General features: G+C 59.6%; 13 protein-coding genes and 1 other RNA gene. 8 read left to right on the top strand and 6 right to left on the bottom strand.

The window, feature by feature from the left end; translation table 11 throughout:
- Nucleotides 1-26: 26 nt before the first annotated feature.
- Nucleotides 27-383, bottom strand: a transfer-messenger RNA (tmRNA) gene (gene ssrA / locus MWU49_RS09990).
- A 377-nt stretch (nucleotides 384-760) separates the two neighbouring features.
- On the opposite strand from ssrA, the gene MWU49_RS09985 reads away from it, so the two are divergent.
- Nucleotides 761-1,039, top strand: a complete 279-nt coding sequence (locus tag MWU49_RS09985) for a hypothetical protein (protein WP_246971455.1) — start codon at nucleotides 761-763, stop codon at nucleotides 1,037-1,039.
- 48 nt (nucleotides 1,040-1,087) lie between these two features.
- Here the strand turns inward: MWU49_RS09985 and smpB are convergent, their stop codons facing one another.
- Nucleotides 1,088-1,567: an SsrA-binding protein SmpB gene (gene smpB / locus MWU49_RS09980; RefSeq protein WP_246971452.1), complete on the bottom strand. Its 480-nt coding sequence runs from the start codon at nucleotides 1,565-1,567 to the stop codon at nucleotides 1,088-1,090.
- A 186-nt stretch (nucleotides 1,568-1,753) separates the two neighbouring features.
- Here smpB and MWU49_RS09975 point away from each other — a divergent pair, with 186 nt between their 5' ends.
- Both MWU49_RS09975 and MWU49_RS09970 read left to right on the top strand, forming a co-directional pair.
- Nucleotides 1,754-3,331: a sodium-dependent transporter gene (locus MWU49_RS09975; RefSeq protein WP_246971449.1), complete on the top strand. Its 1,578-nt coding sequence runs from the start codon at nucleotides 1,754-1,756 to the stop codon at nucleotides 3,329-3,331.
- The gene (locus MWU49_RS09970; protein WP_246971446.1) at nucleotides 3,331-3,633 is read left to right on the top strand and encodes an RnfH family protein; all 303 of its coding nucleotides are present in this window, start codon (nucleotides 3,331-3,333) and stop codon (nucleotides 3,631-3,633) included. Before MWU49_RS09975 ends, MWU49_RS09970 begins: the two co-directional genes overlap by 1 nt.
- A gap of 36 nt (nucleotides 3,634-3,669) precedes the next feature.
- Here the strand turns inward: MWU49_RS09970 and MWU49_RS09965 are convergent, their stop codons facing one another.
- Entirely contained in the window at nucleotides 3,670-4,077 is a 408-nt protein-coding gene (locus MWU49_RS09965) for an outer membrane protein assembly factor BamE (protein ID WP_246971436.1), read from the bottom strand.
- A 184-nt stretch (nucleotides 4,078-4,261) separates the two neighbouring features.
- Here MWU49_RS09965 and fur point away from each other — a divergent pair, with 184 nt between their 5' ends.
- Nucleotides 4,262-4,663 (top strand): ferric iron uptake transcriptional regulator, encoded by a 402-nt coding sequence (gene fur, locus MWU49_RS09960; RefSeq protein ID WP_035231997.1) that lies wholly within the window; start codon nucleotides 4,262-4,264, stop codon nucleotides 4,661-4,663.
- Nucleotides 4,664-5,014: 351 nt separating this feature from the next.
- Here the strand turns inward: fur and recN are convergent, their stop codons facing one another.
- The gene (recN, locus tag MWU49_RS09955; protein ID WP_246971434.1) at nucleotides 5,015-6,682 is read right to left on the bottom strand and encodes a DNA repair protein RecN; all 1,668 of its coding nucleotides are present in this window, start codon (nucleotides 6,680-6,682) and stop codon (nucleotides 5,015-5,017) included.
- Between the two features lie 30 nt (nucleotides 6,683-6,712).
- Nucleotides 6,713-7,222, bottom strand: a complete 510-nt coding sequence (locus tag MWU49_RS09950) for an RDD family protein (protein WP_246971432.1) — start codon at nucleotides 7,220-7,222, stop codon at nucleotides 6,713-6,715.
- Nucleotides 7,223-7,346: 124 nt separating this feature from the next.
- Here MWU49_RS09950 and hrcA point away from each other — a divergent pair, with 124 nt between their 5' ends.
- The 4 genes from hrcA (at nucleotide 7,347) to dnaJ (ending at nucleotide 12,682) form a co-directional block, all read left to right on the top strand.
- Nucleotides 7,347-8,396: a heat-inducible transcriptional repressor HrcA gene (hrcA, locus tag MWU49_RS09945; RefSeq protein WP_246971430.1), complete on the top strand. Its 1,050-nt coding sequence runs from the start codon at nucleotides 7,347-7,349 to the stop codon at nucleotides 8,394-8,396.
- A 418-nt stretch (nucleotides 8,397-8,814) separates the two neighbouring features.
- Nucleotides 8,815-9,387, top strand: a complete 573-nt coding sequence (gene grpE, locus MWU49_RS09940) for a nucleotide exchange factor GrpE (RefSeq protein ID WP_246971429.1) — start codon at nucleotides 8,815-8,817, stop codon at nucleotides 9,385-9,387.
- A gap of 144 nt (nucleotides 9,388-9,531) precedes the next feature.
- Nucleotides 9,532-11,454: a molecular chaperone DnaK gene (dnaK, locus tag MWU49_RS09935; RefSeq protein ID WP_246971427.1), complete on the top strand. Its 1,923-nt coding sequence runs from the start codon at nucleotides 9,532-9,534 to the stop codon at nucleotides 11,452-11,454.
- 100 nt (nucleotides 11,455-11,554) lie between these two features.
- Nucleotides 11,555-12,682, top strand: a complete 1,128-nt coding sequence (dnaJ, locus tag MWU49_RS09930; protein WP_246971423.1) for a molecular chaperone DnaJ — start codon at nucleotides 11,555-11,557, stop codon at nucleotides 12,680-12,682.
- A gap of 214 nt (nucleotides 12,683-12,896) precedes the next feature.
- Here dnaJ and MWU49_RS09925 read toward each other — a convergent pair.
- The coding region (locus MWU49_RS09925) for a transposase (protein WP_246972880.1) at nucleotides 12,897-13,034 on the bottom strand (138 nt) is incomplete at its 5' end.

Here is a 13,034-nt window from a genome sequence, read left to right as displayed (position 1 = left end):
GGGGTGGCCCTTTTTTTGGTGCTGTTTGGTGGAGCCGGCGGGAATCGAACCCGCGTCCGTCAGCAATCCATCTGCAGGTCTACATGCTTAGCCAGATCTATTGATTTAAGCCCACACAACCCGATTGGCAGGACGTGAGAGCCGAGCCCCTAAGAGTTTTAACAGCGCGATCCGGGGCGGACGTTGCTGCGAGCCTGTGTTGCGATGCTCGCCGCTCTTCCCCACAGGCAGGGTCGATTGGCGATAAGCAGGGATTAAGCTGCTAGTGCGTAAGAATCGTCGTTTGCGATTACTTTAGTGTGCCACAAATGATTTACGAGACTCGTGACCTTCTCGACATGCACCACAGAGTTCAATACCGGCGTCGAATCCAGGTCGGCCCCTGTGAACTCGTATTGTAGTAGGTGGGGTTCGCCAAGTCACTTAACAAGTGTGTCCGACGAAGAAATTTGATTTCGATCAATTATTGACCGGAAAGCGTTACCAGACTGTAAAAAGTGTTACCTGAATACACATCGTTTGTCTGACAATCTTACTGAAACGGCTTCATCTGTCATATTTAGGGCGCATTATGAAGTTGTCAGCGGGCACTGTCGAAGTGCTTCCTGATGGTGCAGGCCTGGCAACGGGTGGTCAAAAGCCACTGAGTTGAGTGGGTCTGCAAATTGTGTATCTCGCAATGACTTTACTGCGTATCCAGAGGGCAAAGGGCCCCGGGACGCCAAGCAAGGCATTGTCGTTCATTCAAAGGAGAAGGACGATGAACGCGATTATCCAATCTGTCGCACAGGTATCTGACAAGGCGCTGGCACCGTTGAAAGCCCAGCCACTGCTGTATCGTGCTCTGCAGCTGGTGTTTGCAGTGGCCGCGTATGCCGCAGGTATTTACCTGGTAGACCTGGCCACGCCGCAGGCGCGTATTCCCGTGATTCTGTTCGCGGTGTACTTCATGCCGGCTGTACTGCGTGCCTGGTTGCAGCTGTACTGGCAGTTGCGCGGTGACGTTCGGGCCGAGAAGCCCAAGCGCCACGTGGCATAAAGACGGATGAAATATCGTGGGTTGCGTGCAGGGTAAGCCTTTGCGGCTTTAACCCTGCCGCATCAGACGCTGTTTCTGACGGTTCCAGTCGCGCTCTTTCTCTGTGGCGCGCTTGTCAAACTTCTGTTTCCCCTTGGCCAGTGCGATATCGCACTTGGCGAATCCTTTCTTCCAGTACAGGCTCACCGGCACACAGGTGAAGCCGTCTTTCTGTACCCCTGAATAGATGATGCTCAGTTCGCGGCGATTGAGCAGCAGCTTGCGCGTGCGGATCGGATCCGGGGTGATGTGGGTGCTGGCCGTGTTCAGCGGTTCGATGCGGGCACCAAACAGGAACGCCTCGCCGTCCTTGAGCAGGACGTAGGCTTCGCTGAGGTTGGCTTTGCCGGCACGCATGGACTTCACTTCCCAGCCTTCCAGTACCAGGCCGGCTTCAAAGTGCTCTTCCAGATGATATTCATGACGCGCCTTGCGATTTTGCGCAATGGTGGCGGACGGTGCTTTGGCTTTTTTGTTGGCTTTTCCCATAGGGCGGCGATTATAGAGCAAGGTCAGGTGACCGGATAGCGCTTTGCGTTTGGGCTAACCGGGTAAGTAAGTGGTTGCTTCGGCCTGGGCCCTTTCATGAGGCACGGTGGCGTATCAAGAGGCGCCCTTGAGCCGGGGTGGCAAATAATAAGACAATACCGCCACGTCAAAGAAGGTATGGGTTCTATGAAGCAAGAAAACAAGCCGGTCCATGGTATGTGGGCCAACCGTTGGGTGTTTATTCTGGCGGCCACCGGTTCGGCAGTGGGGCTGGGTAACATCTGGCGGTTCCCCTACATTACCGGCGAAAACGGCGGCGGGGCCTTCGTTTTGCTGTATCTGGCCTGTATTGCCATTGTCGGGGTGCCGATCATGGCCGCCGAGGTAATGATGGGCCGCAAGGGGGGTATGAGCCCGATCAATTCCATGCGCAAGCTGGCGGCGGACAGCAAGGTGTCCCAGCGCTGGGCCGGTATCGGCCACATGGGGGTGCTGTCGGCGTTTCTGATTCTGTCTTTCTATTCGGTGGTGGCGAGCTGGGCGTTGTATTACGTCTGGGAAGCCATTGTCGGCGGTTTTCAGGGGATTACCGCAGAGCAATCCGGGGCGCGTTTCGAGGCGCTGCTGGCTGATCCCTGGCTGATGATGGGCTGCCATACCCTGTTCATGGTGCTGACCATGTTCGTGGTGGGCCGTGGGGTGAAGGGCGGCCTGGAAAAGGCGGTGGAAATTCTCATGCCGCTACTGTTCGTATTGCTGCTGGTGCTGGTGGGCTATGCCGCCACCACTCCGGGCTTCAAGCAGGGGCTGGCGTTCCTGTTCGCCTTTGATTTCTCCAAGTTGAATGGCGGGGTGGTGATTACTGCTGTGGGCCAGGCCTTCTTTACCCTGAGTTTGGGGATGGGCGCCATCATGGCCTATGGCGCTTACATGCCCCGTGAGACCTCCGGCAAGAAGGGCGGCAAGCCCAAGCCGGTGTCCATCATGTCCACGGTGATCATCATTGCTCTGCTTGATACGCTGGTGGCGCTGGGCTCCGGTGTGGCCATGTTCCCGCTGATTTTCTCCAATGGCCTGGAAGTCGGTCAGGGCCCGGGGATGATGTTCGTCACGCTGCCGCTGGCGTTTGGGCAGATGCCGGGCGGGATGATCTTCGGCACCCTGTTCTTTGTGCTGGTGGTTTCTGCTGCCTGGAGTTCCTCAATCAGCCTGGGTGAGCCGGTGGTGGCCTGGCTGGTAGAGCGCGGGTTCAGTCGTGGCAAGGCCGCGGCCGTGGTGGGTCTGGGGGCCTGGCTGCTGGGTATTGGTTCGGTGCTGTCGTTCAACCTGTGGAAGGACAAGACTTTCCTGGTAGGTACCTTCTTCGAAAATGTGGAATTCCTCTCTATTACCGTGATGCTGCCGCTGGGTGGCGTGTTGATTGCCATCTTCGCCGGCTGGGTGATGAAAGAGACCCATGCCCGCAAGGAGCTGGCCATGAAGAGTTTCCCGCTGTATCTGGTCTGGCGGGCACTGGTGCGGATCTTCTCGCCGGCGGCGGTGATTGCCCTGTTTGCCTACACCCTCTGGCAGATGGCGGTGCCGGAGGACGCGGAGGCAGCTCCTGAGCCGGCGGCTCAGGAGCAGGTTGAGGAGGCCCCGGCCGCTGAAGCGGCTGAGGCAGCTGAGGTGATCGAGGCTGTGGAGCAGGCGCAGGGCGAGGCCGATGTGCCTGCCGTGCCTGAGCCGGAAAGCGATGTGCCGGTTGTGCCGGAGGCGCAGTAATGGCGGATGCCAATATTCATGTGGAAGTGGCCTATGCGCTGCCGGAAAAGCAGCGCCTGATCGGCCTGGACGTGCCTGAGGGTACTACCATGCTGGAGGCGGCGCGGTTGTCCGGGATCGCCGAGCAGTTTGAAGGGCTGGATCTGGACAAGGCCGCCATGGGGCTGTTTGGCAAGGTGGTGGCCAATCCGGGCAAGCAGGTGTTACAGGCGGGTGAGCGGGTGGAGATTTATCGCCCGTTGAAGGCGGATCCCAAGCTCAACCGCAAGAAGCGGGCCCAGGAGAAGGCCGCCAAATCCTGAGGGAATACTGAGGAAGGTGGCGGCCGGAAAGGATGGTTATTCCGAGTCTTCCTTGTGGCGCTCGGCTTTCTGCTCCAGTTCGCGGTCGTCGCGGCCGGAGGTCTTGGCCTTGAAGTCGTCGATCACCTGACCTTCATAGCGGCTATAGCTGCCGCCATCGAAGTAGACCGCGATTTTCTGGGTGACCTTGTCGCCTTTGCCCGGGCGGTAGGTCATGGGGTAGAACCAGACGTTGGGTGTGAACGGATCAATCAGGGTAGGGGCGCCCAGCGCGAACCGTACCTGATCCGGGGTCATGCCCGGCTGGAGTTGGGACAGCATGTCTTCAGTGACAAAGTTGCCCTGGGGGATATCGATCCGATAGACCCCGGGAAAGCGCAGGCTGCTGCAGCCGCTCAGCGCCAGCAGGGCGGACAGCAGCAGCAGGGTGGTAATTCTTGGCATGGTTTTCGACTTCGCTGAGTGTTCGGGCGATAATACAGGCTTGGGAACTGATGACAAATTCCCTACTGACGGATTAGTCACTTTAGTGGACAGTCCGTTGCCCGAAGAGTTCGTGTTTTCCTCGCGGGGGGCGCGTTCACCGGACTTTTGATTTCGCCATTGACTGGCATACGGAGCATACGCATTGGATAACCAGGATCTCAGAAAGGCGGGCCTCAAAGTGACCCTGCCGCGGGTGAAAATCCTGCAACAGCTGGAAAAATCGGAAGAGCGCCATCTGAGTGCTGAAGACATCTACAAGTCGCTGATGGATGCGGGTGAAGATGTGGGCCTGGCGACCGTTTACCGGGTGCTGACCCAGTTCGAACAGGCTGGCATGGTGCTGCGCCACAACTTCGAGGGTGGCTCTGCGGTATTCGAGCTGGCCGACGAAGATCACCACGATCACATGGTGTGCATGGAAACCGGTCAGGTGGTCGAGTTCATGGACGACGTGATCGAGAAGCGCCAGCACGCCATTGCCGAAGAACACGGCTACGAAATCGTGGACCATTCCCTGGTCCTGTACGTGAAGCCGAAGAAGTAAGCTCGCTTCACGCAGCATGCTGCACGCAACACGCGGGGTCCCGGGTGTTGTGTGGGCATGTCCTCCCCCTTCTCCACCTGTTCCTCCCGGAAAAGCCTCCCCTGTAGGAGTCCATGCTTGCATGACGATAGGTGCTGGCGGGCAAAGCCCGCCATGATCGCCTTGCGAGCAAGGCTCCTACGGTGAGAGCGTTTGAGTCGATATCTGGCTGTGGGAGCTTGCCTGCTGGCGATCTTTCGCTTGAAAGCAGTCGGCTAATGGCCGCCGTTTGAACGCGGGCACGGCATCTCTGCTCGCACCCACCCTATCCGCGCAGCTATTAACTATTCACTGTTAACTATTAACTGCTTTTCAGGCTGCTTGCGCCTTGCTGAGCATCTCCCGCGCGTGGTTGCGGGTGGATTCGGTGATTTCCACGCCGCCCAGCATGCGGGCCAGTTCTTCGATGCGGGCGGCTTCGTCCAGGCCGTGGATGCGGGTGTGGGTGGTGTCGTCGCCCTGGATCTTGTGCACCTGCCAGTGCTGGTGGCCCTGGCTGGCGACTTGCGGCTGGTGGGTGATACACAGCACCTGGGCGTGGCTGCCCAGTTCGCGCAGCAGGCGGCCAACGATTTCGGCTACGCCGCCGCCCACGCCCACATCCACCTCATCGAACACCAGGCTGGGTACGGTGAGATTGCGGGCGCAGATCACCTGGATGGCCAGGCTGACCCGGGACAGTTCACCACCGGAGGCGACTTTGCCCAGTGCCTTGAGCGGCTGGCCGGGGTTGGCGGTGAACAGGAATTCCACTTCTTCCAGGCCGTCGGCGCCGGGGTTGCAGTCGGACAGTTGCGCTTCCATGACGGCGGCCTTCATGCCCAGGGCGGTGAGCTGCTTCTGTACCTGCTGGGTGAGCGTCTTGCCGGCCTTGCGGCGGGCCTTGCCGAGTTTCAGGGCGCTGTCCATGTACTGCTTTTCGGCGGCGCTTTCTGCTTCGGCGAGGGCGTGCAGATGCGCATCCACATTGCCCAGGGCTTCGGATTCGTTGAGCAGGTTGTGGTGGTGTTCCACCAGTTCTTCCGGGCGAATACGGTATTTACGTGCCAGGGTGTAGCACTGGCTCAGGCGGTCTTCCACCAGGCTGAGGCGCTCCGGATCCAGATCCAGTCGCTCCAGATAATGTCGCAGATCTTCGGCGGCGGCTTCCACCTGCAGGCGGGCGGACTCCACCGCGTCGGCCACGCTGCCCAGGCCATCGTCCTGGCGGCGGGCATCGTCCAGCCACTGGCTGACCTGGCTGAGGTGATCGTTGCAGGTGCCATCGTCCCCTTCATACAGGGCATTGAGGGATTGCTGGCAGATGCGGATCAGGCTGTCGGCGTTGGCCAGGCGTTGTTGTTCCTGTTCCAGCTCGGCCAGTTCGCCTTCCTGAAGGGCGAGGGCGTCCAGCTCTTCCAGCTGGAAGCGCAGCAGTTCTTCCCTTTCATTCTGTTCGCGGGCCTGATTCAGGGCCGTGTCATGGGCGCGACGGGCCTTCTGCCAGGCGCGCCAGTGTTCGCGCACGGTGGCAGCCAGTTCGCGGGCATCGGCATAGTTGTCCAGCAGCTGGCGGTGGGCTTCTTTCTTCAAAAGAGCCTGGTGCTCATGCTGGCTGTGGATGCTGATCAGTCGCTCGCCCAATTCGCGCACTTCCGCCAGCGGGGTGGGGGTGCCATTGATGTAGGCGCGGGAGCGGCCATCGGCGCGCACGGTGCGGCGCAGCAGGCACTGGTTGTCATCGTCCAGCTCGCGCTCGGCGAGCCATTGCTGGGCGGCGGGGTTATCGCTGACATCAAAGGTGGCGAGGACCTCGGCGCGGTCGTGACCATGGCGAACCACGGTGGAATCTGCGCGGTCCCCCAGGGTCAGACCGAGAGCGTCGATGATCACGGATTTACCCGCGCCGGTTTCCCCGCTGATGCAGGTGAGCCCGTTCTCCGGTTCCAGCTCCAGCTGGTCCACGGTGGCAAAATGACGAACGCTCAGATGTGTCAGCATAGTGTTGTCTCCGGAACGGGCGATCTCGAATTAGCTTTGGGGGGCCTCAATGACCCGGGTGCCTGCCAGCAGGTCATGCAGGCAGCGCTTGTCCTTGCGGAAGATCAGCAGCGGGTCGATGATCATCACCAGGTTGATGATCGGGATCTGGGAAAGTACATGCATTAGCAAGTAGCGCATCCCGTAGAGCTTGCCGGCGGGAACATCGTCTTTCTCCACGCCGATGATCTTCATGTTCAGCAGCCATTTACCAATGGTCTGCTGGCGATTGAACAGCAAGTAGCCCTGCACCGCGAGGAAGACCACTTCACCGATGATGAACCAGGTGAGGGTGCCGACCAGATCCAGGGTGCCGGTCTCCATCATGTTGGCCCAGGCGCCGCTGAAATAGAGCATGGGGCCGATAATAGCCAGGGAGATCAGGCCGTCGATAATGGCGCCGGCCAGCCGTTGCCAGCGTCCAGCCAGTGCAGCTGTGCTATCTGCCCCGGGGGAGGGTTGCGCGCTTGGCGTCTGATACGGGTTGGTGTAGTCCTTCATTGAAACATCCTTGTTACTGTTCATATGGGCAGTTGTGCCAATCTTAGGGGATTCGGGGCGTCAGTGTAAGCCCCCGGGAATTTTATATAATGACGGGGCCATTTTCTGGTACATATAGATAACTATGACCAAGCTGGATCTCAACGAACGCAAACAACGCCTGCTGATGACGCTGGTGGAGCGGCATATCCGCGACGGGCAGCCGGTGGGCTCGAAAACCCTGGCCACCGGCAGTGGCCTGCAGGTGAGTCCGGCCACCATCCGCAACATCATGGCGGAGCTGGAGGATCTGGGGATTCTGGCCAGCCCGCACACCTCTGCAGGGCGTATTCCCACCGAGCTGGGCTACCGCATGTATGTGGATTCCCTGCTCGCCTCCAGCGTGATGGAGCGCCCGGATCACAAGGATCTCAAGCGCGAGCTGAATCAGCTGTTGGCGCCGGAGCAGTCCCCCCAGGAGCTGATTTCCCAGGCCTCCAGAACCCTGGCGGAGCTGACCCGCATGGCCGGGCTGGTGGCGGTGCCGCGCCGCGAGGTGACCACCCTGCGGCAGGTGGAATTCCTGCCGTTGTCGGGCAAGCGGGTGCTGGTGGTGCTGGTGGTGAACCGTTCCGAGGTGCAGAACCGCATCATTCATACCGACCGGGATTACGATGAAGCAGAGCTGCGTCAGGCGGCCAACTACATCAATCACACCTATGCCGGTTGCGACCTGAACAGCATCTGCGATGGCCTGCTGGAGACCATGAATGCCGACCGGCAGCACATGGACGCGCTGATGCAGACCGCGGTGGCGGTGGCGGACAAGGCGCTGCGTACCGAGCAATCGGACTCCGATTATGTGGTGTCTGGTGAATCCAATCTGATCCAGACCGCCGAGGCGGAGAATCTCGGCCAGCTCCGTGACTTGTTCGAAGCCTTCAATCACAAGCGCGATATCCTGCATCTGCTGGAGCGATCCATGAAGGCGGACGGGGTGCAGATCTTCATCGGCCGCGAATCTGGCTTCCGTCCCTTTGAGGACTACTCCCTGATCTCGGCTCCCTACCGCGCCGACAACGGCCCCATGGGTGTCCTCGCCGTCGTCGGCCCGACAAGAATGGACTACGAGAAGGTGATCCCCACCGTGGATATCACCGCCAAGATCCTCTCGGCGGCCCTCACCCAGCTGTGATTCAGTTGACAGTTGAGAGCTAGCTGCCTGTGCCGAAGGCTCTGTGGGAGCTTGCCTGCAAGCGATTATGGCCATCAGGCTGGCTCCTGCGGCAGGAGGCGTTGTAGGAGCGGTCGTTCGACCGCGATCCATCCCGAAAGCCAGAAATCGCGGTGGAACCACCGCTCCTACAGCATGGTCTGCTACGGGCAAGGGCCGGAGGGTCATCGCTTGCAGGCAAGCTCCCACAGGAAGCGATGATAGCCGTCTGAACGCGGCCAGCGCCGTCCCAGCTCCCACCAACCCCACCCGCGCCGCTGTTAACTATTCACTATTAACTGTTAACTGCCCCCAAGCCCCCCTTGAATCCCCACCATCAGTTCCCATATCTTTGCCCGCTTTCCTGATAAAAGCCCGGATTGGGATGTGGAGTGGAAGAATGAGTGAGCAGGAAAAAGACCAGAACAACGCCGAGCCGCAGGTAGAGACGGTGGAAGAACAGCAGGCCGCGGCAGAAGCCGGGCAGGCTGAGCCGACGGCGGAAGAGAAGCTGGCTGCGCTGGAAGCCGAACTGGCGACCGTGAAGAAGGCGCTGGGCGAAGCGGATATCCGTGCCCAGGCCGAGATCCAGAATGTGCGACGCCGTGCCGAACGCGATGTGCAGCACGCCCACAAGTTTGCCCTGGAGAAGTTCGCTGGCGATCTGCTGAGCGTGGCGGACAATCTTGAGCGGGGGCTGGGTGCGCTGGATGCCGACGACGAGGCGCTGAATGGGGCCCGCGAAGGTATCGAGCTGACGCTGAAATCCCTGATGGACGTGTTCGGCAAGTACAACCTGGAGCAGATCAGCCCCAGTGATGAGCCTTTCAATCCCGAGCTGCACGAAGCCATGACCATGGTGCCGGTGCCCAACGTGGACCCGAACACCGTGATCGATGTGCTCGAGAAGGGTTACCAGCTCAATGGCCGTCTGATCCGCCCGGCACGGGTGGTGGTCAGCAAGGCGCCGTAAAGGCATTCAGGGAAATCGCGAAAAAAGCGTGAAGGGCCCTTGAATCGGTATGAAACACCGCCATATAGGTGCCAGTAGCGTTAACAAGTTCAACTGACCGAATCGCCGACAGGGGTTCGGGTGGTGTGAAGGAGAAAGAGAGATATGGGTAAGATCATCGGTATCGACCTGGGTACAACCAACAGCTGTGTGGCTGTACTCGAAGGTGACAAGGCTAAAGTCATTGAAAACAGCGAAGGCGCCCGTACTACGCCTTCCATCATCGCGTACACCGACGACAAGGAAACCCTGGTCGGTCAGGCTGCCAAGCGTCAGGCGGTGACCAACCCGGAAAACACCCTGTACGCGGTGAAGCGTCTGATCGGTCGTCGTTTTGAAGATGACGTGGTTCAGAAAGACATCAAGATGGTGCCCTACAAGATTGCCAAGGCCGACAACGGTGACGCCTGGGTAGAAGTGAAGGGCGAGAAGATGGCGCCGCCGCAGATCTCTGCGCAGGTGCTGAAGAAGATGAAGAAGACCGCGGAAGATTACCTGGGTGAGACTGTCACCGAGGCCGTTATCACCGTGCCGGCTTACTTCAACGATTCCCAGCGTCAGGCCACCAAGGATGCCGGTCGCATCGCCGGTCTGGACGTGAAGCGTATCATCAACGAGCCCACTGCTGCGGCCCTGGCCTACGGCATGGACAAGAAGGGCGGCGATCGCACCATCGCGGTCTACGATCTGGGTGGTGGTACCTTCGATATCTCCATCATCGAGATTGCCGAAGTGGACGGCGAGCACCAGTTTGAAGTGCTGGCCACCAACGGTGACACCTTCCTGGGTGGTGAAGATTTCGACCTGGCCCTGATCAACTTCCTGGCGGATCAGTTCAAGGCGGATTCCGGTATCGACCTGGGCGGCGACCCGCTGGCCATGCAGCGTCTGAAAGAAGCTGCTGAAAAAGCCAAGATCGAGCTGTCCTCCAGCGAGCAGACTGAAGTGAACCTGCCGTACATCACTGCAGACGCCACCGGTCCCAAGCACCTGGTCGTGAAAGTGACCCGTGCCAAGCTCGAGTCCCTGGTAGGTGATCTGGTAACCCGCTCCCTGGAGCCCTGCAAGACGGCGCTGAAAGATGCCGGCGTGAGCGCTTCTGACATCACCGACGTGATCCTGGTGGGTGGTCAGACCCGTATGCCGATGGTGCAGACCAAGGTATCCGAGTTCTTCGGCAAAGAGCCGCGCAAGGACGTGAACCCCGACGAAGCGGTTGCCATGGGTGCAGCGATTCAGGGTGCGGTACTGAGCGGTGACGTGAAAGACGTACTGCTGCTGGACGTGACCCCGCTGACCCTGGGTATCGAAACCATGGGTGGCGTGATGACTCCGCTGATCGAGAAGAACACCACCATCCCGACCAATGCGTCGCAGGTGTTCTCCACCGCGGACGACAACCAGACCGCGGTAACCGTGCACGTACTGCAGGGTGAGCGTAAGCAGGCCGGCCAGAATAAGTCTCTGGGTCAGTTCAACCTGGAAGACATTCCGCCGGCACCCCGTGGCATGCCGCAGATCGAAGTGACCTTCGACATCGACGCCAACGGTATCCTGCACGTGAGCGCGAAAGACAAGGCCACTGGCAAAGAGCAGTCCATCCAGATCAAGGCCTCTTCCGGTCTGTCCGATGAAGAGATCGATCAAATGGTGGCGGATGCCGAAGCTCACGCGGACGAAGACAAGAAGTTCGAAGAGCTGGTGCAGACCCGCAACCAGGCCGATCACCTGGTGCACGCGACTCGCAAGACCCTCGACGAAGCTGGCGACAAGGCCACCGACGAAGAGAAAGAGTCCATCACCAAGGCCGTGAACGAGCTGGAAGAAGCGGCCAAGGGCAGCGACAAGGACGACATCGAAGCCAAGATCAAGGCGCTGTCTGAAGTGTCTGCGCCGCTGGCCCAGAAGCTCTACGCCGAACAGGCCCAGCAGGCTGAAGGTGCCGCCGGTGCCGAAGGCGAGCAGGCCGCAGGTGACGACGTTGTTGACGCCGAGTTCGAAGAAGTCGACGACGACAAGAAGAAGTAAGTAAGCCTGACGCCTGACGCCGGATGCTGGACGTGAAACCCTTGCGGGTTTCGCGGCTGGCCTCCGGCGTTCAGCGTCTGGTTAAGCCAAAGGCTTGATTATGTCCAAACGTGATTACTATGAAGTGCTGGGGGCGGCGAAAGACGCCAGTCAGCAGGACCTGAAAAAGGCCTATCGCCGTCTGGCGATGAAATACCATCCGGACCGTAATCCGGATGACGAAGAGGCGTTGGCCAAATTCAAGGAAGCCAAGGAAGCCTACGAAGTCCTGTCCGATGAGCAGAAGCGCGCGGCCTACGACCAGTTCGGCCATGCCGGCGTAAACGGTCAGGGTCAGGGCGGCTTCGGTGGCGGTGCTGGTGCAGGCGGCTTTGGTGACATCTTCGGCGATATTTTCGGTGACATCTTCGGTGGTGGTGGCGGTGGCCGTCGTGGCCCGGCCCGCGGCGCGGACCTGCGTTACACCCTGGAGCTGACCCTGGAGCAGGCGGTACGCGGTTGCGAAGAAAAGATCCGTGTTCCCACCTGGGAAAGCTGCGAGACCTGTCATGGCTCGGGCGCCAAAGAAGGCTCTCAGCCGGTGACCTGTTCCACCTGTGGTGGCGCTGGTCAGGTGCGCATGCAGCAGGGTTTCTTTACCGTGCAGCAGGCCTGTCCTACCTGTAAGGGTGAAGGCCAGATCATCGAAGATCCCTGTGGCAGCTGTGGCGGTCAGGGCCGGGTGCAAAACACCAAGACCCTGTCGGTGAAGATCCCGGCGGGCGTGGATACCGGTGACCGCATTCGTCTGGCGGGTGAGGGTGAAGCCGGCATGCACGGCGCGCCGTCCGGTGACCTGTACGTGCAGGTGGCGGTGCGTGAGCACGACATCTTCCAGCGCGACGGCACTAACCTGTATTGCGAAGTGCCGATCAGCTTTGTGGATGCCACCCTCGGTGGTGAACTGGATGTGCCCACTCTCAGCGGCAAGGTGAAGCTGAAAGTGCCGGCGGAAACCCAGACCGGCAAGATGTTCCGTCTGCGTGGCAAGGGTGTGAAGTCCGTGCGCGGTGGTGCCACCGGTGATCTGCTCTGCAAGGTGGTAGTGGAAACTCCGGTGAAGCTGTCCGGCGAGCAGAAAGATCTGCTGCGCAAGTTTCAGGATTCCCTGGAAAACGGCGGCGACCGCCACAACCCGAAAAAGAGCAGCTGGTTCGAAGGCGTAAAACGCTTCTTTGATACCAAATAAGCTGAGCCGTTTAGCGGCATTTGAAAAACGGAGCAGGCAACACCTGCTCCGTTTTTTTTGGGGCCGCTCTGCGGCTGCAACACGCTTCACGCAACATGCGGCACGCAAAGATCAAAAGCGGATTTAGCACAGAGGGCACAGAGCTCGCTGAGGGCGGAGTAAATCGCTGGAGCAGAAGATTCCCGCAAACCCGCGATGAACCCTTTTTTATGGTTCATCGCGGATTTCCGGGAAAAGCGGCTTTGATCTTCAGGAAGAAGTAGTCGCTATCCCGGTATCCATAAGCCATTCGCTTGATGACCTTGATCTTGTTGTTTACCCCTTCCAGGACACTGGTGTTCAGTCGGTATGA

The sequence above is a fragment of the Alcanivorax sp. S6407 genome, assembly GCF_023016115.1.
Taxonomy (GTDB): Bacteria; Pseudomonadota; Gammaproteobacteria; order Pseudomonadales; family Alcanivoracaceae; genus Alcanivorax.
This window is presented reverse-complemented; position numbering and strand designations above follow the sequence as displayed.

What these genes read in the sequence shown, in the direction of transcription:
- grpE (WP_246971429.1), top strand. Translation starts at nt 8,815, where the DNA reads ATGAGTGAGCAGGAAAAAGACCAGAACAACGCCGAGCCGCAGGTAGAG.
- MWU49_RS09950 (WP_246971432.1), bottom strand. Translation starts at nt 7,222, where the DNA reads ATGAAGGACTACACCAACCCGTATCAGACGCCAAGCGCGCAACCCTCC.
- recN (WP_246971434.1), bottom strand. Translation starts at nt 6,682, where the DNA reads ATGCTGACACATCTGAGCGTTCGTCATTTTGCCACCGTGGACCAGCTG.
- MWU49_RS09965 (WP_246971436.1), bottom strand. Translation starts at nt 4,077, where the DNA reads ATGCCAAGAATTACCACCCTGCTGCTGCTGTCCGCCCTGCTGGCGCTG.
- smpB (WP_246971452.1), bottom strand. Translation starts at nt 1,567, where the DNA reads ATGGGAAAAGCCAACAAAAAAGCCAAAGCACCGTCCGCCACCATTGCG.
- dnaK (WP_246971427.1), top strand. Translation starts at nt 9,532, where the DNA reads ATGGGTAAGATCATCGGTATCGACCTGGGTACAACCAACAGCTGTGTG.
- MWU49_RS09985 (WP_246971455.1), top strand. Translation starts at nt 761, where the DNA reads ATGAACGCGATTATCCAATCTGTCGCACAGGTATCTGACAAGGCGCTG.
- MWU49_RS09970 (WP_246971446.1), top strand. Translation starts at nt 3,331, where the DNA reads ATGGCGGATGCCAATATTCATGTGGAAGTGGCCTATGCGCTGCCGGAA.
- hrcA (WP_246971430.1), top strand. Translation starts at nt 7,347, where the DNA reads ATGACCAAGCTGGATCTCAACGAACGCAAACAACGCCTGCTGATGACG.
- MWU49_RS09975 (WP_246971449.1), top strand. Translation starts at nt 1,754, where the DNA reads ATGAAGCAAGAAAACAAGCCGGTCCATGGTATGTGGGCCAACCGTTGG.
- dnaJ (WP_246971423.1), top strand. Translation starts at nt 11,555, where the DNA reads ATGTCCAAACGTGATTACTATGAAGTGCTGGGGGCGGCGAAAGACGCC.